Annotated in this window: 23 protein-coding genes, 1 tRNA gene and 4 pseudogenes; 16 read left to right on the forward strand and 12 right to left on the reverse strand. The window is 59.7% G+C overall.

Annotated features, from left to right (window positions below):
• Window positions 1-49: 49 nt before the first annotated feature.
• The gene (locus NVV72_09435; GenBank protein MCR6659548.1) at window positions 50-325 is read left to right on the forward strand and encodes a DUF3175 domain-containing protein; all 276 of its coding nucleotides are present in this window, start codon (window positions 50-52) and stop codon (window positions 323-325) included.
• Window positions 326-378: 53 nt separating this feature from the next.
• Here NVV72_09435 and NVV72_09440 read toward each other — a convergent pair whose 3' ends face one another.
• Entirely contained in the window at window positions 379-1,029 is a 651-nt protein-coding gene (locus NVV72_09440; GenBank protein ID MCR6659549.1) for a YitT family protein, read from the reverse strand.
• A 59-nt stretch (window positions 1,030-1,088) separates the two neighbouring features.
• Window positions 1,089-1,856, reverse strand: a complete 768-nt coding sequence (locus tag NVV72_09445; GenBank protein MCR6659550.1) for a HesA/MoeB/ThiF family protein — start codon at window positions 1,854-1,856, stop codon at window positions 1,089-1,091.
• A gap of 106 nt (window positions 1,857-1,962) precedes the next feature.
• On the opposite strand from NVV72_09445, the pseudogene NVV72_09450 reads away from it, so the two are divergent.
• From NVV72_09450 to hslU, 6 genes and pseudogenes are all read left to right on the forward strand, one after another.
• Window positions 1,963-2,100 (forward strand): annotated as a pseudogene (locus tag NVV72_09450) (DUF1275 domain-containing protein).
• Between the two features lie 82 nt (window positions 2,101-2,182).
• On the forward strand, window positions 2,183-2,662 hold the full coding sequence (locus tag NVV72_09455; GenBank protein MCR6659551.1) for a DUF1275 domain-containing protein: 480 nt from the start codon (window positions 2,183-2,185) through the stop codon (window positions 2,660-2,662).
• Window positions 2,663-2,694: 32 nt separating this feature from the next.
• Window positions 2,695-3,240 (forward strand): ATP-dependent protease subunit HslV, encoded by a 546-nt coding sequence (hslV, locus tag NVV72_09460; protein MCR6659552.1) that lies wholly within the window; start codon window positions 2,695-2,697, stop codon window positions 3,238-3,240.
• Entirely contained in the window at window positions 3,240-3,632 is a 393-nt protein-coding gene (locus NVV72_09465; protein ID MCR6659553.1) for a hypothetical protein, read from the forward strand. The genes hslV and NVV72_09465 overlap by 1 nt, the downstream gene beginning before the upstream one ends.
• Window positions 3,629-4,099, forward strand: a complete 471-nt coding sequence (locus NVV72_09470; GenBank protein ID MCR6659554.1) for an acetyltransferase — start codon at window positions 3,629-3,631, stop codon at window positions 4,097-4,099. The genes NVV72_09465 and NVV72_09470 overlap by 4 nt, the downstream gene beginning before the upstream one ends.
• A 2-nt stretch (window positions 4,100-4,101) precedes the next feature.
• A pseudogene (gene hslU, locus NVV72_09475) lies at window positions 4,102-5,398 on the forward strand (ATP-dependent protease ATPase subunit HslU).
• Here hslU and NVV72_09480 read toward each other — a convergent pair.
• Window positions 5,386-5,847 (reverse strand): low molecular weight phosphotyrosine protein phosphatase, encoded by a 462-nt coding sequence (locus tag NVV72_09480; GenBank protein ID MCR6659555.1) that lies wholly within the window; start codon window positions 5,845-5,847, stop codon window positions 5,386-5,388. The pseudogene hslU and the gene NVV72_09480 overlap by 13 nt on opposite strands.
• Window positions 5,848-5,905: 58 nt before the next feature.
• On the opposite strand from NVV72_09480, the gene nth reads away from it, so the two are divergent.
• Window positions 5,906-6,595, forward strand: coding sequence for an endonuclease III (nth, locus tag NVV72_09485; protein ID MCR6659556.1), 690 nt, complete (start codon window positions 5,906-5,908; stop codon window positions 6,593-6,595).
• Window positions 6,596-6,734: 139 nt separating this feature from the next.
• Here nth and NVV72_09490 read toward each other — a convergent pair whose 3' ends face one another.
• A complete protein-coding gene (locus NVV72_09490; GenBank protein ID MCR6659557.1) occupies window positions 6,735-7,250 on the reverse strand; it encodes a GNAT family N-acetyltransferase in 516 nt (171 codons plus the stop codon).
• Entirely contained in the window at window positions 7,240-8,184 is a 945-nt protein-coding gene (locus NVV72_09495) for a hypothetical protein (protein ID MCR6659558.1), read from the reverse strand. The genes NVV72_09490 and NVV72_09495 overlap by 11 nt, the downstream gene beginning before the upstream one ends.
• Before the next feature lie 57 nt (window positions 8,185-8,241).
• On the opposite strand from NVV72_09495, the pseudogene NVV72_09500 reads away from it, so the two are divergent.
• Window positions 8,242-9,236, forward strand: a pseudogene (locus tag NVV72_09500) (adenosine kinase).
• On the opposite strand, the gene NVV72_09505 reads toward NVV72_09500, so the two are convergent.
• The 4 genes from NVV72_09505 to NVV72_09520 all read right to left on the reverse strand — a co-directional run bounded on the left by NVV72_09505 (window position 9,233) and on the right by NVV72_09520 (window position 15,246).
• Window positions 9,233-9,802 (reverse strand): Smr/MutS family protein, encoded by a 570-nt coding sequence (locus NVV72_09505; protein MCR6659559.1) that lies wholly within the window; start codon window positions 9,800-9,802, stop codon window positions 9,233-9,235. The pseudogene NVV72_09500 and the gene NVV72_09505 sit on opposite strands and share 4 nt — an antisense overlap.
• Window positions 9,803-9,947: 145 nt before the next feature.
• Complete coding sequence (locus NVV72_09510) at window positions 9,948-12,587, reverse strand: PAS domain S-box protein (protein MCR6659560.1); 2,640 nt, start codon at window positions 12,585-12,587, stop codon at window positions 9,948-9,950.
• A 204-nt stretch (window positions 12,588-12,791) separates the two neighbouring features.
• Complete coding sequence (locus tag NVV72_09515; protein ID MCR6659561.1) at window positions 12,792-13,868, reverse strand: calcium:proton antiporter; 1,077 nt, start codon at window positions 13,866-13,868, stop codon at window positions 12,792-12,794.
• A 160-nt stretch (window positions 13,869-14,028) separates the two neighbouring features.
• A complete protein-coding gene (locus NVV72_09520; protein MCR6659562.1) occupies window positions 14,029-15,246 on the reverse strand; it encodes a pilus assembly protein in 1,218 nt (405 codons plus the stop codon).
• A 364-nt stretch (window positions 15,247-15,610) separates the two neighbouring features.
• Between NVV72_09520 and NVV72_09525 the strand changes: the two genes are divergently transcribed.
• The gene (locus tag NVV72_09525) at window positions 15,611-15,928 is read left to right on the forward strand and encodes a hypothetical protein (protein MCR6659563.1); all 318 of its coding nucleotides are present in this window, start codon (window positions 15,611-15,613) and stop codon (window positions 15,926-15,928) included.
• Here NVV72_09525 and NVV72_09530 read toward each other — a convergent pair.
• Window positions 15,903-16,070 (reverse strand): hypothetical protein, encoded by a 168-nt coding sequence (locus NVV72_09530; protein ID MCR6659564.1) that lies wholly within the window; start codon window positions 16,068-16,070, stop codon window positions 15,903-15,905. The two genes, NVV72_09525 and NVV72_09530, sit on opposite strands and share 26 nt — an antisense overlap.
• Before the next feature lie 85 nt (window positions 16,071-16,155).
• Between NVV72_09530 and NVV72_09535 the strand changes: the two genes are divergently transcribed.
• Window positions 16,156-16,653 (forward strand): hypothetical protein, encoded by a 498-nt coding sequence (locus tag NVV72_09535; GenBank protein ID MCR6659565.1) that lies wholly within the window; start codon window positions 16,156-16,158, stop codon window positions 16,651-16,653.
• Window positions 16,654-16,799: 146 nt separating this feature from the next.
• The gene (locus NVV72_09540; GenBank protein ID MCR6659566.1) at window positions 16,800-17,300 is read left to right on the forward strand and encodes a hypothetical protein; all 501 of its coding nucleotides are present in this window, start codon (window positions 16,800-16,802) and stop codon (window positions 17,298-17,300) included.
• A gap of 263 nt (window positions 17,301-17,563) precedes the next feature.
• Here NVV72_09540 and NVV72_09545 read toward each other — a convergent pair.
• Both NVV72_09545 and NVV72_09550 read right to left on the reverse strand, forming a co-directional pair.
• A tRNA-Gly gene (locus NVV72_09545) sits at window positions 17,564-17,638 on the reverse strand.
• A 143-nt stretch (window positions 17,639-17,781) separates the two neighbouring features.
• Window positions 17,782-18,768 carry a D-glycerate dehydrogenase gene (locus NVV72_09550; GenBank protein MCR6659567.1) on the reverse strand — a complete coding sequence of 329 codons (987 nt, stop codon included), beginning with the start codon at window positions 18,766-18,768 and terminating at the stop codon, window positions 17,782-17,784.
• A 510-nt stretch (window positions 18,769-19,278) separates the two neighbouring features.
• On the opposite strand from NVV72_09550, the pseudogene NVV72_09555 reads away from it, so the two are divergent.
• From NVV72_09555 to fabB, 4 genes and pseudogenes are all read left to right on the forward strand, one after another.
• Window positions 19,279-19,386: pseudogene (locus NVV72_09555) on the forward strand (hypothetical protein).
• Between the two features lie 28 nt (window positions 19,387-19,414).
• Window positions 19,415-19,693, forward strand: a complete 279-nt coding sequence (locus tag NVV72_09560) for an SH3 domain-containing protein (protein ID MCR6659568.1) — start codon at window positions 19,415-19,417, stop codon at window positions 19,691-19,693.
• 148 nt (window positions 19,694-19,841) lie between these two features.
• Window positions 19,842-20,360 carry a 3-hydroxyacyl-[acyl-carrier-protein] dehydratase FabA gene (gene fabA / locus NVV72_09565; GenBank protein ID MCR6659569.1) on the forward strand — a complete coding sequence of 173 codons (519 nt, stop codon included), beginning with the start codon at window positions 19,842-19,844 and terminating at the stop codon, window positions 20,358-20,360.
• A 56-nt stretch (window positions 20,361-20,416) separates the two neighbouring features.
• Window positions 20,417-21,640 carry a beta-ketoacyl-ACP synthase I gene (gene fabB, locus NVV72_09570; GenBank protein MCR6659570.1) on the forward strand — a complete coding sequence of 408 codons (1,224 nt, stop codon included), beginning with the start codon at window positions 20,417-20,419 and terminating at the stop codon, window positions 21,638-21,640.
• The last annotated feature ends 4 nt before the right edge of the window (window positions 21,641-21,644 follow it).

A 21,644-nucleotide genomic window follows, 5' to 3' on the forward strand; every position in this document is an offset into this window, starting at 1 on the left:
AATCCTCATACGGCGGTGTTTACCTTTCGGATTGTGAAAGGAGACCGCCATGTCCGCAAAGAAATGGTCGAAAGAGGTCACCGAGCATTCCGATGCCCTGGACCTGAAGGCGCATGTCCTTGAATCGCACGATCCGAAGACCATCGCCAAATCGCTGAAAAAATCGGCGGAAGAAAGTCACCGCCGCAAATCGTCGCCATATCGTTCTGCCATGTCCATGCTGACCTTCTATATCAATCGCGCCGGTAAGAATCTGCCGGAAACGCAGAAGGATGTGCTTGAAAAGGCTAAGGACGAACTGCGCGAGTTATATGGAAAGGCTTGATTTTTGTCGCGCAATCTATCCAAAAAAGTGCGGTACACTTTATTGGATTGCGCTTACCGCCCGATATAGCGTTCCGGCTTGTGGAAGCCGACCATGACCCCGCTCATGGCGGCGGCGGAAATCACCGAAAACAGCAACTGGTGCGGATCGAGGATCAGGATCGACGCCGCCATGATAAGGGCGTCGCAGGCCAGTTGCGTCTGGCCGGCATTGATATTCTTCGTCTTTTGCAGATAAAGCGCCAGCACGCCGGTGCCGCCGGCGCCGGCGCCGTGACGTGCGAGCGCCAGTATGCCCATGCCGATGATTGTGCCGCCAAAGAGCGCGGCAAACAGCGGATTCAGGCTTTCCAGCTTGAAAGCGTAAGGCGCGTAATTGGCCATGCCCATGATGGCGAGATTGACGATCACCGTCTTGATCATGAAGCGCTTGCCCATGGCGGGCCAGGCGAAGAGAAAGAACGGTATATTGATCAGGATGAACAGCAGGCCGACCGGCAGGGGGGCGACATAGGAGAGGAGCAGGGCGATACCGGCCACGCCGCCGGTGGTCAGGCCGGCCGTATGCAGCATGACGATGCCGAGCGCAATAAACGAGCAGCCTATGGCGAAGGCGTAGACGTCCTCCAGCACCGTATGTTTCACGGTGGGGTAGAGGGCGTCCTTGCCGTCCTTGTCGATCAGTTGGCCGGTTGTCGTCGTCATCAGGCGGCGTCCATCAAAGGGGTTGGCCTGCGCGTTTCATTCCCTGTTATTTTGGTTTCTTATGACACAATTTTCGGGTGCTCGCTAGAGTGACAAACCGGGCAGGTCGGATCGGTGGCCAGTTTCACAATGCGTGAGGTCATATCCAGGCCATCGAAGATCAGGAGCTTGCCGCGCAGGGTCTCGCCGGCTCCGGAAATGACCTTAATCGCCTCCAGCACCGCCAGTGACCCCATGACGCCCGCCAGCGCCCCGACCACGCCGACCCGTTCGCAGGTTTCGGCATCGGGCGGGATTTCCGGCACCAGGCATTGGTAGCAGGGTGAACCGTCAAATGTCGCCAGTTGTCCGCTGAACCGCCCCAGCGCCGCCGAGACCAGCGGCTTTTTAAGTTCATGACAGACGCGATTGACCAGCAAACGGGTCTCGAAATTATCACAGCCATCGAGCACGACATCATAACGGCCAAGCACATCAGCGGCATTATCCTCGCTTAGCCTCAGGCGATGTATGCGGCAATCGCAATGCGGATTGAGATTGCTGAGATGCGTCGCCGCCGCCTCGGCCTTGGGGGCGCCGATATCCTTCGAGCCGAACAAGACCTGCCTTTGCAGATTGCTTAACGACACCTCATCATCGTCAATCAGGCCGAGCGTGCCGACACCCGCCGCCGCAAGATAGAGTGCTGCCGGCGAGCCGATGCCGCCCATGCCGACCAGCGCCACTTTCGCAGCCTTAAGCTTCATCTGGCCCTGGCCGCCGATTTCCTTCAGCACCAGGTGGCGGGCATAGCGGTCGATTTCATCATCTGTCAGCATGGCCTTCATATAGGCGCTGACGACTTGCGGAGCCACATCAAATTATTTACCGATGGGACAGATACTTTCCCCATTATTTGCAGGGTTATTTCTCATGGTTCCAGCATTGCGCCAGATGAGCGGCAGGCACCGCACGGAAGCGGGCGATGAAAGGCTGGGCACGCTCTTGGCCTTCGTGGCCGGCGCGATCAATGCCGGCGGGTTCCTGGCCGTTGGTTACTATACGTCGCACATGAGCGGCATTGTGTCGTCCATCGCCGATTTCCTCGTCCTGCATCGGTGGACGGCGGCACTGATATCGGTGCTGTCGGTCTTTTTCCTTCTTTTGTGGTGCCGTGACCTCCAGCCTGCTGATCAACTGGGCGCGCCGCCGGGGGCTGCACAGCGAATTCGCCCTGACCCTGATGTTGGAAGCGGTTCTGCTGCTTCTCTTCGGCCTGCTGGCCAGGGATGTCCAGGTGACGGTGGCGCTCCTGTGCTTCACCATGGGGCTGCAAAACAGCCTGATCACCAAGATTTCGCACGCCGAAATCCGTACCACCCATGTCACCGGCATTGTCACCGATCTCGGTATCGAATGCGGGCGCTTCCTCTTTGAACGCACCACCCACACCGAAGTGCGCTTTCACCTGAAAAAGGTCATCCTGCTCAGCCGCCTGCTGGTGGGCTTCCTGGCCGGCGGGCTTGTCGGGGCAACCGTGTTCAACTGGGCGGGGTTTATCACCGTCCTGCCGTTTGCCTTTCTGCTGGCGGTCGTCGCGGCCGGCCCGGTTTGGGATGACGTGTCGCAGAGGTTTCGCGGTAAAAGCTCTTGAACCGCGGCCGCAAAGCGCCCAAGTAACGCGGCATGACAGACTCAAACTTCCCGAACTGGCATGGCACCACCATCGTGGCCGTGCGCAAGAACAACAAGACGGTCATCGCCGGCGACGGCCAGGTCTCGATGGGGCCGACCATCGTCAAGGGTGGGGCACGCAAGGTGCGCACGCTTCAGGGCGGCAAGGTCATTGCCGGGTTCGCCGGCGCCACGGCCGACGCCTTTACCCTGCTGGAACGGCTGGAAGCGAAGCTGGAAATGTATCCCGACCAACTGGCGCGCGCCTGTGTCGATCTCGCCAAGGACTGGCGGACCGACCGCTATCTGCGTCGGCTGGAAGCCATGCTGCTGGTGGCCGACAAGCATACGGTCCTGACCATCACCGGCGTCGGCGATGTGCTGGAACCAGAAGATGGCGTGGCCGCCATCGGTTCGGGCGGCGTTTATGCGCTTTCCGCCGCGCGGGCCTTGCTGGATTACGAGCCCGATGCCGAGGTCATCGCCCGCAAGGCCATGAAAATTGCGTCGTCGATATGTGTATACACGAATGATCATCTGACCATCGAAATTCTATAATGAGTGGCACGGTCACCATAGAAGAGGCCATTCGCCAAGGTAAAAAGTCAGTATATGGCTTTGGGCGAATGCCGCTGATTTTAAACGCGGCCTTGGCTTTTCTATTTTACTGCCTCCAGGGTAGTTTGAATAGCCAGATCGTAAATGTGGCTCTTAACATTTCTTTGGTGACCCTGATACCGGCCTGGATTTTCATGTGGTTGTGGTGGTCGGTGCAGGTGCCGAAGTGGAAGCTTTGGGCATATGTCAGCGTCAATGACGTTGTTGCATTGAAAATTGCAGCGATCAAAGCTGGGATTATTTGGCCGGATAATCATATCTTTGAAAAGACTGAAATCTGTTCCAAAGATATTCGAGAGCAAATTCATCAACTTGAAGGGCGTGTGGGATGATCACCTTCCGGCCCCTCAAAGACAGTGACGCCGGTCTGCTGCTGATCTGGATGTCGTCGCCGCATGTTCAGCCGTTCTGGTCGACGGAAGGCTCGACGCCGGAGGATGAGGTCGAGACCGCGCTGGACCTGATCGGCTCGGATGAGGGTGCAGCCTTTATCATCGAACTAAACAGGCGTCCGATCGGCTATATTCAGCATTACGCTTGCGGCCCGGATCAACCGGAAGGCGCCTTGGGCATTGACCTGCTGATCGGCGATGTGTCGCTGACCGGCGAAGGTCTGGGTCCGCAAATCCTGTGCCAATTCGGCGATGACCTGCTGGCAAAGGGCGCAACCCGGCTGGTGATCGATCCGGCCAGTTCGAATGATCGCGCCATATCGGCTTTCCGCAAGGCCGGCTTTGAAATTTATGAAACACGGGACGGCGTCACGCTGATGTCCCGGAACCCGAAACTGAGTGCCTGAAAATGACAACCTTCTCCCCCCGCGAAATCGTTTCCGAACTTGACCGCCACATCATCGGCCATCACGATGCCAAGAAGGCCGTGGCCGTCGCCCTGCGCAACCGCTGGCGCCGCAAGGCGACCGATGAGAGCATCCGTGACGAGATCACACCGAAGAACATCCTGATGATCGGGCCAACGGGTGTCGGTAAGACCGAGATCGCCCGCCGCCCTGGCGAAGCTGGCCCAGGCGCCTTTCATCAAGGTCGAGGCGACCAAGTTCACCGAGGTCGGTTATGTCGGCCGCGATGTTGACCAGATCGTGCGCGATTTGGTGGAGGCCGCTATGATCATGGTCAAGGACAAGAACCGCGCTGGCGTGCGCGCCAGGGCTGAGCACAACGCTGAAGAGCGTCTGATCGACGCTTTGGTTGGCGAAAGCGCTGCCGCAGCCACGCGCGACTCGTTCCGCAAAAAGCTGCGCAATAACGAACTAGATGACAAGGAGATCGAGATTTCTTTGGCCGACAGCGCGCCGGTCGGGATCATGGAAATCCCCGGCCAGCAGGCGGGCGCCTTCAATCTAAGCGACATGCTGTCGAAGGCTATGGGCGGCCGCAAGAAGACGGTCAAGACGACGGTGAAGGCCGCCATGGCGCCGCTGATCGCCGAGGAATCCGACAAGCTGCTCGATCAGGAATCGGTCGCCAATGAGGCGCTGAAACTGGCCGAGAACGAGGGTATCGTCTTCCTCGATGAAATCGATAAGGTGGCCTCTCGCTCGGATCGTGGCGGGGCGGATGTGTCACGCGAGGGCGTGCAGCGCGACCTGCTGCCGCTGATCGAGGGCACGACGGTCTCGACCAAGTATGGTCCGGTCAAGACCGACCATATCCTCTTTATCGCGTCGGGTGCTTTCCACGTCTCGAAGCCGTCGGACCTGCTGCCGGAATTGCAGGGCCGCCTGCCGATCCGCGTCGAGTTGAAGGCCCTGACCCAGGAGGATTTCCGCCGCATCCTGAGCGAGCCTGAAGCCAATCTGATCAAGCAGAACCAGGCCCTGATGGCGACGGAGGGCGTCACTCTGGTGTTCGATGACAGCGCCATCGCGGTCATGGCCGAGGCGGCCGCGACGGTGAACGCCAAGGTGGAGAATATCGGCGCGCGGCGTTTGCAGACCGTGATCGAGAAGGTGATGGAGGATATTTCCTTCACCGCGTCCGATATGTCCGGCCAGACGGTGACGATCGATGCCGACTACGTCAGGAAGCGCTTGGGCGATATCGCCACAGACGCTGATCTGAGCCGCTATATTCTGTAGGTTTCCAGCAAGGCCGCACTGGCCTTTTCGCACAGCCGGTAAACCGCTTCGAAATCTGCCGTGCCGCCATAATAGGGATCGGGCACATTCTTTGTCAGGCCCAGGGCTTCTTCAAGGTAAAGCGCCACTTTCGCCGGCGAGCCTTGCGGTTGCATGGCGGTGAGGTGGCGGACATTATCGCGGTCGAGGCCCAGAATCAGGTCGAAGCGGTCGAAATCATCGAGATGGATCTGCCGCGCCCGCTGGTCGGAAATATCGATGCCATGCGCCTGCGCTACAGCGATCGAGCGTCTGTCAGGCAATTCGCCGCTGTGCCAGCCGCCGCAGCCGGCGGAATCGATGGTGAAGCGATTGGCCAGTCTTGCCGCCTCGACCTGATGGCGGAAGATACCTTCGGCCAGGGGCGAGCGACAGATATTGCCAAGGCAGACGAACAGAATGGCGGTCATTTCGGGCTTTCCGGAGAATCGGGCATAAGAGGCTCACATCTACTGTTGAAGCGCGCCGATGAAAACCACCAAGCCTAAAACCGCCAAAAGTCGTAAGGTCGATCCGGAACTGATCCGGCAACTGTTCGAGCGTTTCGAGCAGGACAAGCCGGAGCCGAAGACCGAACTGAACTATTCAAATGCCTTTACCCTGGTGACGGCGGTGGCGCTGTCGGCGCAGGCGACCGATGTGTCGGTCAACAAGGCGACTGGCCCTTTGTTCGCTATCGCCGACAATCCCGCCGACATGCTGGCGCTCGGCGAAGACAGGCTGATGCGGATGATCAGCTCGATCGGGCTCTACCGCAACAAGGCGAAGAACGTCATGGCCATGTGCCGCATCCTGATAGACCAGTATGGCGGGCAGGTGCCGATGAACCGCGAGGCCCTGATCAGCCTGCCGGGGGTGGGGAATAAAACGGCCAGTGTCGTGCTCAATGAAATGGATATTGAGCCGGCCATCGCGGTCGATACCCATGTCTATCGCGTGTCGCACCGGCTCGGCCTGGTCGATGCTAGCGCCAACACGCCGGATAAGGTTGAAAAACAGTTGACGCAGGTCATCCCGAAACACTGGCTGACGCGGGCGCATCATTGGCTCATCCTGCATGGTCGCTATGTTTGTGTGGCACGCAAGCCGAAGTGCGACATCTGCATCGTGCGGGATCTATGCCCCAAGATCGGCGTCGATTTCACACCGCTGGTTTAAGAAAGAAACCCCACCACCACGCCTCAAGAGAGGCGCGGTCCCCCTCCCCGACAAGCGGGGAGGTACGACTTTCCTTGATTCTCCCCGCTTGTCGGGGAGGGGAACCATGAGCGAAGCGAATGGTGGTGGGGCTTCTTACTTAATCCGGCTTAACGCGTTCCAGAATAAAGGTCGGCTGGCCATGGAACAGGCATTCGCGCAAGGGCTTATAGCCGTGACGCAGGGCCAGTTTCAACGAGGCCTCATTTTCCGGGGCGATGGCGCACTGGGTTTTGGGCAGGTTCAGGGTGTGGTCGGCATAGGTCAGCGCCGCCTTGAGTGCTTCCGACGCATAGCCCTGGCCATGAAAGGCACTATCAAACACCCAGCCGGTCTCATAGGCATCGAGCGGCGGATCGATGGCGCGCTTATAGTCGAAAATACCCATGACGCCGATATGCTGGTCTGTTTCCTTTAGCCGCACCGACCAGGTGCCAAAGCCGAAAACCTGCCAATGGCCGATATCGCGCAGCAGCCGCAGCCAGACGGTCTCGCGGTCCATCGGCTGGCCGGTAATATGGCGGTAGACCGGTTCCTGCGACCACAGGGCGTGCTGGGCGTCGAGATCGCTGGCGGCCAGCGGCTTGAGGATCAGGCGTTCGGTTTCAATGAACATGGTCGGAACTGCCGCAGCCGCAGACCATCATCGCCGCCTCGACGGCATCCTTGAAGCGCATGGCGGCTTCCGGATCGTAGGCCAGGTACAGGTCGGGCTCGATCAGCTCCAGTTCCATCAGGCAGAAGCCGCCATCAGGCGCGCGCACCATATCGACGCGGGCATAGAGCAGGCGGTCGCGGCCGATGAAATCGATGGCCGATTGCGCCAAGGCCAGGGCTTCCGGTGGCGGCGTCAATACGCGCAGGTGAGCATCATAATCGGGCTGCGAACGGAAGTCGCCGGATTTCGGCGTCTTCAGCACAGCATGGGAAAACTGGCCGACGAAATAGAGCAGGGACCATTCGCCTTCCGACTGGATGGCCGGCATGAAGGGCTGGATCATCGCCGGGCCGACCGGCGGCGTGGCTGTGGTGATAGCCCCCTCCACCACTTTGTGGTCCCCCTCCCCCGCTGCGCAGGGGAGGATGTCGCCTTCCCAGATCAGGGTATTCTTGGCGCCGGCGGAAATGGCTGGTTTAAGCACCAGCGCCCTCTGGCCGAAATCGGCACGGGCGCGCGCCACGTCATCGTCCGTCACGCCTTCTGTGAAGAGGGTCGGGATAATGCGCACCCCGGCCTCAGCGAGATCGCGCAGATAGCGCTTATCGACATTCCAACTGACGATTTCCGGCGGATTGAAGACGCGGCGCTCGGCCGCCAGCATGGCCGTCATGGCGCCGATAAAGCTGTTGGGCGCATTGTGGTAACCCCAGGCGACCAAAGGCAGGATCAGATCGTAATCCTCCGCAATCGGCTCGGACCACGGCTGATCGAAGATTTCGGCGTCGATACCGCTGAGGGCCTCGCGGTAGGCGTCCAGCACATAGGGCCAGCGGCCATGCTGCGACGGATGGTCTGGATTGGGGGTCAGGATCAAAATACGCTTGCTCATGGACTCTTTATTGATCATTAGGTTACGCCATATCAACTGATTTCTGAGGCCCTGCCCATGACCGTCGAATATGACATCACCGCCGTTGGACATGCCATTGTCGATGTGCTCGCCCCCTCCGATGATGCCTTTCTGGCCAGGCATGACCTGCACAAGGGCTCGATGACCCTGATCGATACGCATCGCGCGCTCAGCCTCTCCGAAGTGATGAATGACAGCGAAATGGCGTCGGGCGGGTCTGCCGGCAATACCATTTCCGGCGCGGCGTCTTTCGGCGCCAAATGCGCCTATGTCGGCAAGGTGGCGCATGATGCCATGGGTGAGTTCTTCGCTCACGACCTGCGCAAGATGGGCGTCGAATTCCGTACGCCGGTGCTGCACGATGACCCCACCCCGACCGGTCGCTGCCTGATCAATGTCACGCCCGACGGCCAGCGCACCATGGCCACCTTCCTGGGCGCCGCCGCTCTGGTCAGCCCGCAGGATCTCGATGAGGACATTATCCGCGCCTCTCAGATCACCTATCTCGAAGGCTATCTCTTCGATACGCCATCCGGCCGCGAAACCTTCGCCAAGGCGTCCAGGTGGCGCGCGCTGCCGGCCGCAAGACGGCCATCACGCTTTCGGACGGCTTCGTGGTCAATCGCTGGCGTGAAGACCTGCTGGCCTTTATCGACCGCCATATTGATATCGTCTTCGCCAATGAAAACGAACTGCTGGCCCTGTTCCAGACCGATGATTTCTTCAAGGCCCTGCGTTACCTGCGCAGCAAAACCGACCTGGCCTTTGTTACCCGCTCGGAAGAAGGCTCTGTGGTGGCCAAGCTGGATGACACCCATATCATCAAGGCTGCCCCGTGCGCCAAGGTGGTCGATACCACTGGCGCGGGCGACAGTTACGCAGCGGGCGTGCTGTTCGGCCTGACGCAGGGACTGCATGTCACCACCTGCGCCGAACTGGGCTCGCTGGCGGCATCGGAGGTGATCGGCCATTATGGCCCGCGCGCACAGGTTTCGCTCAAGGCGTTGGCGACGGACGCGGGGCTGATTTAGCTTCTGCGTTTCAACGCCACATAGAGCGCGCCGGTGCCGCCGTGGCGGGCGTGGGCCTGTGAAATGCCGGCGACGATATGGCCGAGCGCCGGATCGGCCAGCCATTCCGGCGCATGACGCTTCAATATGCCGTTTTCCGCCATGCCCTTGCCGGTAATGACCAGAACGGCGCGATAATCATTGGCATAGGCCTGCTGCACGAAAGCTTTCAGACGGGCCTCGGCGGCAAAGGCGGTCATGCCGTGCAGGTCGAGCCGTGCCTCGATCGGATCGCGTTCGCGGGTGATGCGGCGCTTGCGTTTCGGCTCGATCGGATCGGGCGCGTGATTGGCGGCGCGGGTGATCTTGAAACCGCTGACGGGTTTCAGCGACTGACCGATCTTGAAGGGTGTCAGAGGCGCCGGCGCAGGCTTGGCGGCGGTCATTTCACCCGGCATATCGGCGATTTTTACGGTCTCGGTCTGCGATTCGGGTTCGGGCTTTTTCACAGGCTTGTGCGGGCGAACGGTCGCCGTCACCAGCGCCCACAGCCGCAAATCCTCCGCCTTGAAACCGAACCGTGCCATCTGCCTGTGCGTAAAAAAGTCAGAAACCCCACCACCACATCTCACTCGCTGCGCTCGCTCGTGCGGTCCCCCTCCCCGACAAGCGGGGAGGTACAAGAAGGTGAGGGTATCTTATTGAGAAAAGCGGCCAGAGGCTACCGATTTATCAGAACTCTTCCGACTGAAAAGCCTGCAACTGGCGGGTCAGGCGTTCGCCGCGCTTGCCGGCGGTCAGGGCCGCTTCCGACAGGCGGCGGATATTTTCCGGGCTTTCCGGCTGGCGGGCCATGACTTCCAATGCGCCATTGATGACGCCCAGCATCTGGGCGAAATCCTGCGCCACGTCGCTGGTCAGGCGGCCGACCGTCTCGTAGCGCTGGGCATGACCGAGGGCCTCATGCAGCTTGTCGAGCTGGGCCTGCATGTCGGACAGTTGCGCCTGCGCCTTTTCCAGCGCGCCCTGATCGGTGGCGGACGCCTTTGCCGTATTCGCCTGCTCCAGACGGGCCTGGGCGTCATGATAGGCGGCCTGCCACTTGGTGGCCTCGAACTGCGCGGCCTTTACCTTGGCTTCCCATTCGGAGGTGTCCGGTTCCGGCGCCGGTTTATCGAGCAGCGCCTTATGGGCTGCCTGAAGCTCAGCATGACGGGCGGCGGCCTGATCGAGCGCGTTTTTCAGGCCGGTGATGCGCGCTTCGTGCATCCGGTAATCCGGTTCCGGCGCGGGCGCATTGGAAAGGACATGATAGCGCTGGGCCAGGTCATCATGGCGATGTTGGGCCGTTTTCAGGCGGTCTTCCAGCGCGGCTATGCGTGCTTCGAACTCGCTGTAATCAGGTTCCGGCGCGGGGTTTTCGGCCAGTTCGCGCAAGCGCCGGTCCAGATCGGCCTTATCTGCTTCGGCGGTTTCCAGTTCCGCCTGCAAGCTCCGGATGCGCGCATCATGGGCGCTGTAATCGGGCTCGATGACAGGTGCATTGCGCAGGGCGTCCAGTTCGGTTTCGAGCGCGGCCTGAACGGCGCGGGCCATGGAAAGTTCAGCGCTCATTTCGGCGATGCGACCTTCTTCGGCCGGCCTGGCGGCCAGGAGCGCATCGATTTGTGCCTGAAGGGCATTCTGGCGCTGTTCAGCCTCCGCCACCTGCGCCTTCAGGCTCTCATTTTCGGCCACGACCAGCGGATCAGGTTCGTGGACAATAACCGGATCGGGAAGGGGCGCGACGGTGGGGGTATGCCAGTCATAGGGCGACTGCATTTCCGATAATGCCTCTTCGCGGGCCACGGCGGCGGCTTCGGTAATAGCGCTCTCGCGTTCCAGCGCTGCCTCGATGCGGACGGCTTCCAGTTCGGCTTCATGAGTGGTGCGGGCCTCGGCGAGGGCCTGCTCACGCGCCGTTTCGCGGGCCTTGGATACGGCGTCTTCCAACTCGGCTTCGCTGATTCCGGTCGACTGAATGACCGGCTCCGGCGCGGGCTGCGGGCCTTTCCAGGCCGTGCAGTCGAAGGCAACGCCATGGATGTGTCGCTGGCCGTCAATGGCCTTCGCCTGGCCTTCAAGCGCGATCCAGCGCTCGCTGCCATCCGGGCGGGTGACCTTGATATCGAGCGCCAGATGGTCGCTTTCGCCGCTCATCAGTTGCCCGAAGGCGGTATCGGCCACGGCCTGGTCGGCATCGGAAATCAGGGTCGGGCCGCCGGGATAGTCGCGGCCGATCAGCGCCATCATGCCGGCGTCTTCGACAATGGTATCGGCGTCCGCATCATACTGCCAGGTGCCGACGCCAAGCGCGGCGCGCGCCTGTTCGGCCAGGCGATGATCAGCCAGTTCCTGAGTTGCGAATTCCTGCGCCTCATTGGCGGGAGCGGCAGAGGGCGCCGCGGCAGGCAGGATACCGGAGGGCAGGGCGGTAACGGTCAGACCGCTTTCGCCGCCTTCGTGGGTACGCACCACCCAGGCCGTGACGACGCAGGGCTGGCTGTCGCCGTTCGGCGCCTTGAGCGTCAGTTGCATCGATGTCTGGCTGTGGGGCGAGGTTTCGTCCAGACGGTCGCCGAGATAGTCGATCGCCTTCTGGAAATCGCCGTCCGCCACGAAGAACTGCGTCCAGTTCTGGCCGAGCGCCTGTTCGCGCGTCATCTCGAACGCATCAAGCGCGGCATTGTTGATGTCGATCACCTGGCCCTTGGAATCGAGGCCCCAGAAGGGCACGGTGGCCGAGGCAAACCAGTGGCCGCGCCACAGGCCGTTCAGGTCGTCGATGCCTTCGCCGGACGAGGTTTCCAGTTCGACCATGGCGGCCGTGGAGCCGATGACCTCGCCGGCGCCGTTCATGATCGGCATGGAGGTGACGCTGACCAGCACCTTTTCGCGGCTGCCGTGATTGACCAGCAGGTGCTGGAAACCCTTGACCGTCTGGCCGCGCAGGGTGCGGGCGATCGGCAGCAGATCGGCCGGGATCATGCGGCCGTCCGGGTAGGTGATGCCCCAGGTGGCGGAATGGAAGCGCAGGCCCAGCAGTTCGGAATCCTTGCGCCCGAGAAGCTGGTGCGCCGCCCGGTTGGCGAAGGTGAACTTGCCGGTGTTGTCTGTTTCGACCAGGGCCACGGGCACGGCGTTCAGCACATTGAACATGCGGCGTTCCAGGTTATCGATCTTGCGTTCGGCCTTGAACAAAAGATCCTGGAACTGGCGGACCTGGAAGGATTTCAGCGAGGCGATGACGCCGCCAACAATGGCCAGGGCAAGCAGGATGAAGGCGGCTACGCCGAGCAGCGCAATCAGATCATGCTCACTTTGCAACAACATACCCGAACCCTATTCAAACCCAGACCGCCGGCTGCGTCATTTTGTGACAGAGTCCGCACGGTTGCCCCAGAGCCAGCAAAAACCGTACCTGATCCGGATGCAAGTGAAATCATCTTGAATTGCAGGGATTTAACCCGCCGTGCCCCTGGCGGGAGAATGCCAGGCGGCGGCTAAGCCGTATGGGCGAACGGCCCAGTTTTTTGGCTACAAACCCATTACCGCCAGCATCACGAAAGTGGCGAACAGGACGAAGTGCGTGGCGCCTTCTATGGCGTTGGTTTCGCCGTCATGCAGATTGATGGCGGCCACGATCAGGGTAAGCACGGTCATGACGGTCTGTGGCGCACTGAGCGCCATCTGCACCGGATGGCCGGTGACCAGCGCCATGATCTCGATCACCGGCACGGTCAGGATAACGGTGGAAAGCGAGGCGCCGAGCGCGATATTGACCACGGGCTGCATCCGGTTGGCGAGCGCGGCGCGCAGGGCGGTGAGGATTTCCGGGCTGGCGGAGATGGCCGCCACCAGGATGGCGGCGACGATCGGCGGCACGCCGGTGCCGGTCAGGCCGCGGTCCATGGTTTTGGCCATGACCTCGGCCAGTATGCCGATCAGCACGACGCCGATGACGAGGGCGGTGACCGAGCCGGCCGTGCTGCCGTGGTGCTTATGCTCGCTGTCGCCGGTTTCGGCATAGGTATAGCTGAAGAAATAGCTGTGGCGCGTGGTCTGGAGGCGCAGAAAGATGCCGTAGAGCAGCAACATGCTGCAGATGGTGAAGACCGAAAACACCTGCCAGTGGTGCGACGGAATGAACTCTGGCACCACCATGGAAATGCCCATGCCGGTCAGGATCATGACGATATAGGTATTGCCGGAATCGACATTATAGGGCTGTTCGCCATGACGCAGGCCGCCGAGGATCGCTGCCAGGCCCAGTATGCCGTTCATGTCGATCATAACGGCGGAATAGATGGTGTCGCGCGCAAGCGTCGGCGATGAGGTGTGGCTCAGCATCATGATCAGGATGATGACCTCGACCAGCACGGCCGAAAGCGTCAGGATCATGGTGCCGTAAGGCTCTCCCACCTTTTCGGCCAGCACCTCGGCATGGTGCGCCACGCGCAGCGACACCATGATGATGACGGCGATCAGGCAGAGCCCGGCAATGAGCGATACTGCCTGGCCGCTTTCGAGGATCAGGTGTTCGCTGAAAAAGGCGGCGCCGGCGATAAGCGCCCCAATGATGAGGAATTTTTCGGATTTCAGAATGGCGGACATGATCATGCGTAGACTACAGCGCGCGGTTGAAAGTCAAGATGCAACGTGGATGGAAGGCCTGGAGCACTTTCCGAAAAGTGTGACGCACTTTTCGGGCTAAAAAGTGCGTTAAAACATAAAATTAGAGCGCCGATCTGAACCAATCAGATCGGAAGACGCTCTAATGGCTCAGCACCGGCGCGCTGTAGCCCGGCCCCACGCCCTGCGGTACGGGCACCGAGGAGCCGGCATAGCCGTTATTGATGACCAGGACCGGGTTTTTTGTCAGGGTCAGGGTATCGGCCACGATGATGCTCCAGGCGGAATCCTGGGCCACATTGCCGGTTGTGGCAATATTCAGTTCGGCGTCGGGAATATAGATCGTGCCGAGCAGCTTGCTGACATTGTCCGATGCGATGCTGAAGACCTGATGGTTGTCGCGGGTGGTGATGATCAGGAAACCGGCAAAGGGTCCGCTTTTGCGGGCGCTCAACTGGACCGTGGCCCTGTCGGCGAAGTTGATCTTCTTGGTCGAGCCGAAGATCAGCACCACATCGTCGCCCTTGATGACGGCGTTTTCGTGCGCTTCGAGGTCGTCCATGAAGTAATGATCGCCGGGCTGCAGGATCAGGGTCGCGTCCTTGTCGATCATGTAGTGCTCGCAATGGACGCCGGGCGGCAGGATGAGGGCTTCGCCCTTTTTCTGGGTGATCCGTTCCGGCTTGCCGACGCAGTCAAGCGGCGGGGTGAGGGAGAGGGAGGCGAACGGATCGGAAATGGGCAGGGCGCCGCCATTGCCCGCCGGCGAGACCGGGCCCTCGACCGTCCCCACGGCCTGTGTCCGTTCCGCCTGGATCATGGCCGAGCTCTTGACCCTGATATTCTGGTTGGCATGGATCGTGCAGCCGGTGGCGCGAATGCGGGCATTATTTTCCAGCTTGATGCCGCCCGCGCCCGTCTGGAGGACGCACAGGGGAACAGAGCCCAGATTTTCGGCGGTGGCCCTGGCGGTGAGTGTGGTGTCGCCGAAGCCAAGAAAGCCGATAAGGGCCTTATGGTCGGCCGCCGCCGTCACGGTTATGGTGCTGGCCTTTCCGTCAATGGCGGCGCTGAACGTGGCCTTCGACCGTAGGCGTGATCTGGCGGCGCTTTGCTGCGCCACAGTGACGGCGTTGTCGATCGGCGTTTGCGTGGCGGTATTTGCCATGGAGAGGCGCCCGGCGCCGGCCAGTGCACCGGCATCGACGGCCTCCTGAAGACTGGCCCGTTCCGTGGAAACGCTGCTCAGTTCGATAATGCCGAAGGCGGCGAACATCAGCGGAATGGCCGTCAGGGTGGCAATAATGGCGACATTGCCACGGCAATCGGCAAGCCATTGTTTTGTAATTTCCGGCTTCATGCCATCTCCTTAAGTATTTAGGAAATTGGCATGTAATAGTAAATATATAAATTATATATAATTGATGTGCTTAAGGCAAAAAGCGCATTAAATATACAAATTACGAAATTAGTTTATATTTCGCATATTGGATATACTGAGACTTACTAAGTATTTATAATAAAAATATGCTTTAAAAAAATAGGCTTTTTGAGCGAATAAAATAGGTAAACTCATTGTTTACCCTCTTCCGGGGTTTACATTTCGCGTCCGGCTGATAGCTTCGTCTCCATAGTAACGAGCGGCCCGGGACCAGTGGTTTCGCTCCTGTGTTTTTGCATCTCACTGTTGACATTTTAACCGGTCGCCCGGTTTGAAGACGCATATGCGTTTCAAACCTGTGACCCTGGAGCGCGCTATGGATCTTGACCGGGAAATCGACAGGCTGATGAAGCGTATCGAGCAGAGGGTGGCCGAGCCGGAAGTCATTTTCGCGGCCATCAAGCAGCTTGTCGGATCGCACTATGCCTCAAGCCTGCCGGCGGAGCTGGGCGCCTTCAATCACTTCATGGATATGTCGTTGCAGCGCCGGCTTTCTGGCCCCGGTCTGGCCGTGTTGACCAATGACATCAAGAAGCGCATTGCCGCGCTCAATGCCGTATCCTATCTGCAGGCGGCTAAGCGCGACGTTCACTGGGTCTAGGCCCTTTTGCCCGCGCCTGCCGGATCGTCTCCATCCATTCCCTGACAAGCGCGCGGCTCAGGCCGTCTGCTTTCATGACCAGGTGAACCAGCGGATCGGTCAGAAGGTCATCGAGGGTCGGTTCGGTAAATGTGCGGGTCATGCTGACCTCCGTTTAAGGCTTGTTGCATACTCAACATAATGCTAATGAGAATTATTCGCAATATAATTCTTGAGTCGAGCCAGCCATGTCTGAAGCGGAAGCCCCATCGCCAGAAACCTTGCCAAACGATATTCGCAGCCTCAGCTATACCGGGCACTTCATCGTCTGGATAATGCGGACGGCGGTCGCCTGTGCGCCGGAATGCCGTATGATCCACAGGGAGTTTAGTCACGCTTTCGGACCGCATGTCGAGGCGGGGGCCAAGGCATTCGAGCGGGTCTTGCTGGCCCTGGCCAGAGGAACGCGGTCGATTAGCCTGGCGCGGCCGGGGCATGTCCATATGACGAACGACGAGTTGGGCCTGCTGGCGCTGTTCGCGGCGGGCCAGATCGGAGACGAGCCGCGCTGCCTGGCGCACGCGCGCTGGCTGATGGGCAAAAGCCGGCCTGAGCCCTTGTGCGAGGCGGTGGCGGAGCTGGGCACTCTGCTGGCGCGCAATGGCCGGATAGTGTGCCGGTCGCCCGATGCTGTGCCGCCGCAAGGCTGTGCAGGTAAGTTGGTCCATCTCCACACGGTAGTATAGCCTATACCCCTTTGTTTTGGATAGGCGCTGCCGGTTCATCCGTCTGATGCTGGCCAAGCCACATATCATGAAATACCGGGAATTGTTGGTTAGCTTGCCCTGATTGCTGTTTCGCGCCATACCTACCCTGAATTGTGAGGGTAGATATGACGGATCAAGCTAACTACTGGCCTGTAGCTGTATCGGGGATATCGGCTCTGATCGCATCGGGTGCACTTTGGGTGACCTTTAATAAGTATCGCATGGACATGTATGATCGGCGTTTTTCCATTTATACAGCCACACTTGATTTGTATTTTGCTATTACCTCAGATGCCAAAGCCGATTTGGGTGACAAGGCAAAGCCGTTCATTAAGGCTTGTCGGGAGTCTCAATATCTCTTTGACGATCGAAGTGGTATTTACGAAACTTTGGAGCAATTTCGCACTGAGTATAACAAGCTGAAGATTTCAAGAGACGAGGCGGCAAAACCCATAGGTCGGCGTAGCCCTCAGAAAGTGGATGCTGCTCTGGGTAGCCCTATAATTCTTGAAGATAAATTGAAGAAGCTGGAGGGGCTGATGATGCCCTACCTTACTTATCGCATGATCGATTGGCCGTCTTGCATTCGCTATTTTGGGAAGAAGCGAGCGAAGTTTGACCGCTAAGTGGGGCAAAGAATTGCACCTGCATTACGCCGAAAGGTTGGCTGGTACTTGCCTTTGCTGTGGGGCAGCGTAGTCGCCTGACATGCGGATCTGTCCTGCACCAGAGACCGAGGATGCAACCAGTCTCTTGAAACAACCCTACGCTACGTATCTTGTGGGGTGTTCGATGCCGTGCCGGTGGTTCGGTCCGTTTGCAGGCGCTGTGATCCAAGAGCAAAAAAGCAGCCCGAAGGCTGCTTCTTGATGCCAATCCGAAGAAGGATTGGAGCGGGCGAAGAGGATCGAACTCTCGACATCGACCTTGGCAAGGTCGCGCTCTACCGCTGAGCTACGCCCGCTTATCCGTTGGCAAGTCCGTGTCCGAAGACCGTGTCTCGCCGCGAGAGCGGCCTTATAGACGGAAGGCCGTTTTCATTGCAAGCGCCTTTTTTCGGAATCCTGTGAAAAACTTTCGCAAAGTTTACAGCGTCGCCGGCCAAACCTACAGCATGGCGGGAATGACGCGGTCGGGCGGGCGGTGGCCGTCCTGATGAGTCTTGATGTTGAGGATCACCCGGTCGCCCATGTCCTGACGCGCCTCGATGGTGGAAGACGCCATATGCGGCAGCAGGACCGCATTGGGCAGACCGATCAGTTCCGGATTGATCGCCGGTTCGCGTTCATAGACATCGAGCCCCACGCCGGCGATCAGCTTGGCGCGCAGCATGGCGGCCAGAGCCTGTTCATCGACAATCTGGCCGCGCGCCGTATTGACCAGGATAGCGTGCGGCTGGAGCTTCGCCAGACGTTCGGCGCTGAGCAGGTGCTTGGTGCCTTCGCCGCCGGGCGCATTGATGGAGATAACGTCCATGCGCGCCAGCATCTGGTCGAGATCGTCCCAGTAGGTGGCGCCCAGTTCATCAGAGATGCGCGTCGAGACCGGCTTGCGGTTATGATAATGCACGCTCATGCCGAAGGCGCGCGCGCGGCGAGCCAGGGCCTGGCCGATGCGGCCCATGCCGACAATGCCGAGGCGCTTGCCGAAGATGCGGCGGCCGAGCATGAAGGTGGGCGACCAGGCCGAGAACTCGCCCTTCTGCACCAGTTCGGCGCCTTCAACGAAGCGGCGCGACACGGCCATGATCAGGCCCATGGTCATTTCGGCCGTATCCTCGGTCAGCACGCCCGGCGTGTTGGTGACCATGATGCCGCGTTCGGTGGCGGCATGGATGTCGATATGTTCGTGGCCGACGCCGAAATTGGCGATCATCTTGAGGCGATCGCCGCAATGGGCGAAGAAGTCGGCATCGATCCGGTCATTGATTGAGGTGACCAGCACGTCGGTATCTTTGGCGGCCTCCAGAATCTGTTCCGGCGGCATGGGGGTCATGTGCAGCCACAATGTGGTATTGAACAGCTCGCGCATCCGCGTTTCGACCGCGTCAGGCAGCTTGATGGTAAGGACGACCTTGAGTTTTGCAGCGCTCATAAATGCCTTTATTCGTTTTAGGTTATCGTCGGCGCCGCAGAATTCTTTCCCGAAACCCTGAGCCGCCGCCGGGCTTGGATGCCCGCGTATGTTATGTGCCAGAGCGGGATCTGTTTTGATGGAATCAAAACTCCCGCGCTGGGTTTTTGCTTTGTCGCGCAATTTATCCGAAAAGTGGTTTCCACTTTATCGGATTGCGCTTACCCCGGCGAATTCATATTCGGTTAACCAAATCTGAACCCTTAGTGGCAATCATGCGGGTCTGATATCTCCGGCCAGGCCGTGGAACCATCCCATCCCCATAAACATCAGCCAGATATGCGTCCGACCGTGTTCACAGCTTTTCCCGACATAAACGTTTTCTCCCGGCCTTTTCAAGCGTTTTGGCGGCAGCGCGTGCTTATGTTGGCGACGCTCGCGGCTTTGGGCGCGGGCATGGTGAGCGGACCGGTTCATGCCGGGGATCAGGCTTTCGATACGCCCTCCGGCCTGCAGGTGCCGCGCTGGGCCATGCTGCGCCGTAACGAGGTCTATGCGCGCAATGGCCCCAGCAAGGATAATCGCGTCGTCTGGACCTATCGTCAGGCGCAATTGCCGGTGCAGATCATTTCCGAAACGCGCGACTGGCGCCTGGTTTGCGATCCGGATGGCGGCGTCGCCTGGGTCAGCCGCACCATGCTTCAGGCCCAGAAAACCGTGCTCAGCCCGGCCGGACAGAAGCTCCAGATGCGGCAAAGTCCTGACGAAAAAGGCCGACATCAAGGCTATATTGAAGCCGAGGGCGCTGGCCTCTCTCGACAAGTGCAAAAAAGGCTGGTGCCGCATTTCTGCCGCCGGCCAGACGGGCTGGGTGCCGGAGCAGTCCCTGTGGGGCACGCAGACCGCCGCTGTCTGCAAACGGCCGGATCCCTTTGCGGCACGCTAGATACCTGATTAAATTGCCCGGTAACCGTTCGTAATTCCCTCAAAAGGGTTGAGCCGGCGCGCCGCATCATGTAACGCATCATTTTTTAATGTTACACGCATTGGCGATGACGGATTGGTCAGGCCGATGCTGCGGAGCCCTTTAACTGATGACCGAACGCCCTTCCTCCTTTTCGTATGAAGACCTGCTGTCCTGCGGGCGCGGCGACATGTTCGGTCCGGGCAATGCCCAGCTTCCCGCCCCGCCGATGCTGATGTTCGACCGCATTGTCCAGATCAGCGAAACCGGCGGCGCTTTCGGCAAGGGCTATATCGAGGCCGAACTCGACATCAATCCGGACCTGTGGTTCTTCGCCTGCCACTTCATTGGTGATCCGGTCATGCCGGGTTGCCTGGGTCTGGACGCCATGTGGCAGCTCGTCGGCTTCTTCCTCGGCTGGAAGGGCAATCCCGGTCGCGGCCGCGCGCTTGGCGTCGGCGAAGTGAAGTTTACCGGCCAGGTGACCCCGGATGTAAAGAAAGTGACCTACAAGATCGATATGAAGCGCGTCATGTCGGGCAAACTGATCATGGGTATCGGCGACGGGGTTGTCGAAGCCGATGGCAAGCTTATTTATCAGGCATCGGGTCTGCGCGTTGGCCTGTTCGATGCCAAGGAACTGGGTTAAGCCTCGCGCAGAAGAGGCCGTACGTATTGCTGCAGGACTAACAGGTAGGATATTACATGCGTAGAGTCGTGATTACAGGGCTGGGGATTGTGTCTTCCATTGGCCTGGGCGCCGATGAGGTCACGCAGTCGCTGAAAGAGGCACGCTCCGGCATTGTTGCCGCTGAAGATTATGTGCGCCTGGGCTTCAAGTGCCAGGTTCATGCGCCGCCGAAGGTTGATGACTGGCAGGCCCTGATCGACCGCCGCGCCGCGCGCTTCCTGTCGCCTGGCCCGGCCTATGGCCATATCGCCATGGAGCAGGCGATTGCCTCGTCGGGCCTGGAAAAGAACGACATTTCCAACGAACGCACCGGCATCATTTTCGGTGCCGGTGGTCCCTCCACCAGCGCCATCGTGGCGGCGGCGGATGTAACGCGCGAAAAGACCTCGCCCAAGCGCATCGGGCCATTCGCCGTTCCCAAGGCCATGTCGTCCGGTCCGTCGGCCGTGCTGGCCACCTGGTTCGAGATTCGCGGCATCAACTATTCGATCTCCTCGGCCTGTGCCACCTCGGTCCACTGTATCGGGGCTGCGGCAGAGCAGATCATCATGGGCAAGCAGGACGTGATGTTCGCCGGCGGCACCGAGGAACTCGACTGGACGCTCAGCGACATGTTCGATGCCATGGGGGCCATGTCGTCCAACTTTAATGACCGCCCGGCCATCGCCTCGCGTGCCTATGACCGCGACCGCGACGGCTTTGTCATCGCCGGCGGCGCCGGCATGGTGGTTCTGGAAGAATATGAGCGCGCGAAAGCCCGTGGCGCCAATATCATCGCCGAAGTGGTCGGTTACGCCGCTAACTCGGATGGGTACGACATGGTCGCGCCGTCGGGCGAAGGTGCTGCCCGCTGCATGAAGATCGCGCTGGCCGAAGCGAAAGGCCGCAAGGTTGACTATCTCAATCCGCACGGCACCTCGACGCCGGTGGGCGATGAAAAGGAAATGGGCGCGGTGCGTGATGTCTTCGGTGCCAACAGCCCGATGATTTCCTCCACCAAGTCGCTGACCGGCCATAGCTTGGGCGCTGCCGGTGCGCAGGAAGCCATCTACTGCCTGCTGATGATGCAGAACGGTTTCGCCGCCGAGAGCGCACATATCGACAATCTCGATCCGGCCTTTGACGGCATGAACATCCTGCGCAAGCGCCATGACGGCCCGATCGGCACGATCATGTCGAACTCGTTCGGCTTTGGCGGCACCAACGGCTCCATCATCTTATCTCAAACTGATCTCTAAGGAC

Source organism: Asticcacaulis sp. (assembly GCA_024707255.1).
Classification (GTDB): Bacteria; Pseudomonadota; Alphaproteobacteria; order Caulobacterales; family Caulobacteraceae; genus Asticcacaulis.

Excerpts from the sequence above, each read along its gene's own strand:
- NVV72_09490 (MCR6659557.1), bottom strand. The coding sequence starts at position 7,250 with ATGTTCATTGAAACCGAACGCCTGATCCTCAAGCCGCTGGCCGCCAGC.
- NVV72_09470 (MCR6659554.1), top strand. The coding sequence starts at position 3,629 with ATGATCACCTTCCGGCCCCTCAAAGACAGTGACGCCGGTCTGCTGCTG.
- NVV72_09520 (MCR6659562.1), bottom strand. The coding sequence starts at position 15,246 with ATGAAGCCGGAAATTACAAAACAATGGCTTGCCGATTGCCGTGGCAAT.
- fabB (MCR6659570.1), top strand. The coding sequence starts at position 20,417 with ATGCGTAGAGTCGTGATTACAGGGCTGGGGATTGTGTCTTCCATTGGC.
- NVV72_09440 (MCR6659549.1), bottom strand. The coding sequence starts at position 1,029 with ATGACGACGACAACCGGCCAACTGATCGACAAGGACGGCAAGGACGCC.
- NVV72_09550 (MCR6659567.1), bottom strand. The coding sequence starts at position 18,768 with ATGAGCGCTGCAAAACTCAAGGTCGTCCTTACCATCAAGCTGCCTGAC.
- NVV72_09480 (MCR6659555.1), bottom strand. The coding sequence starts at position 5,847 with ATGACCGCCATTCTGTTCGTCTGCCTTGGCAATATCTGTCGCTCGCCC.
- NVV72_09505 (MCR6659559.1), bottom strand. The coding sequence starts at position 9,802 with ATGGCACGGTTCGGTTTCAAGGCGGAGGATTTGCGGCTGTGGGCGCTG.
- NVV72_09535 (MCR6659565.1), top strand. The coding sequence starts at position 16,156 with ATGTCTGAAGCGGAAGCCCCATCGCCAGAAACCTTGCCAAACGATATT.
- NVV72_09560 (MCR6659568.1), top strand. The coding sequence starts at position 19,415 with ATGGCGGCGTCGCCTGGGTCAGCCGCACCATGCTTCAGGCCCAGAAAA.
- NVV72_09445 (MCR6659550.1), bottom strand. The coding sequence starts at position 1,856 with ATGAAGGCCATGCTGACAGATGATGAAATCGACCGCTATGCCCGCCAC.
- NVV72_09465 (MCR6659553.1), top strand. The coding sequence starts at position 3,240 with ATGAGTGGCACGGTCACCATAGAAGAGGCCATTCGCCAAGGTAAAAAG.
- nth (MCR6659556.1), top strand. The coding sequence starts at position 5,906 with ATGAAAACCACCAAGCCTAAAACCGCCAAAAGTCGTAAGGTCGATCCG.
- NVV72_09495 (MCR6659558.1), bottom strand. The coding sequence starts at position 8,184 with ATGAGCAAGCGTATTTTGATCCTGACCCCCAATCCAGACCATCCGTCG.
- NVV72_09540 (MCR6659566.1), top strand. The coding sequence starts at position 16,800 with ATGACGGATCAAGCTAACTACTGGCCTGTAGCTGTATCGGGGATATCG.
- hslV (MCR6659552.1), top strand. The coding sequence starts at position 2,695 with ATGACAGACTCAAACTTCCCGAACTGGCATGGCACCACCATCGTGGCC.
- NVV72_09510 (MCR6659560.1), bottom strand. The coding sequence starts at position 12,587 with ATGTTGTTGCAAAGTGAGCATGATCTGATTGCGCTGCTCGGCGTAGCC.
- NVV72_09525 (MCR6659563.1), top strand. The coding sequence starts at position 15,611 with ATGCGTTTCAAACCTGTGACCCTGGAGCGCGCTATGGATCTTGACCGG.
- NVV72_09435 (MCR6659548.1), top strand. The coding sequence starts at position 50 with ATGTCCGCAAAGAAATGGTCGAAAGAGGTCACCGAGCATTCCGATGCC.
- NVV72_09515 (MCR6659561.1), bottom strand. The coding sequence starts at position 13,868 with ATGTCCGCCATTCTGAAATCCGAAAAATTCCTCATCATTGGGGCGCTT.
- fabA (MCR6659569.1), top strand. The coding sequence starts at position 19,842 with ATGACCGAACGCCCTTCCTCCTTTTCGTATGAAGACCTGCTGTCCTGC.
- NVV72_09530 (MCR6659564.1), bottom strand. The coding sequence starts at position 16,070 with ATGACCCGCACATTTACCGAACCGACCCTCGATGACCTTCTGACCGAT.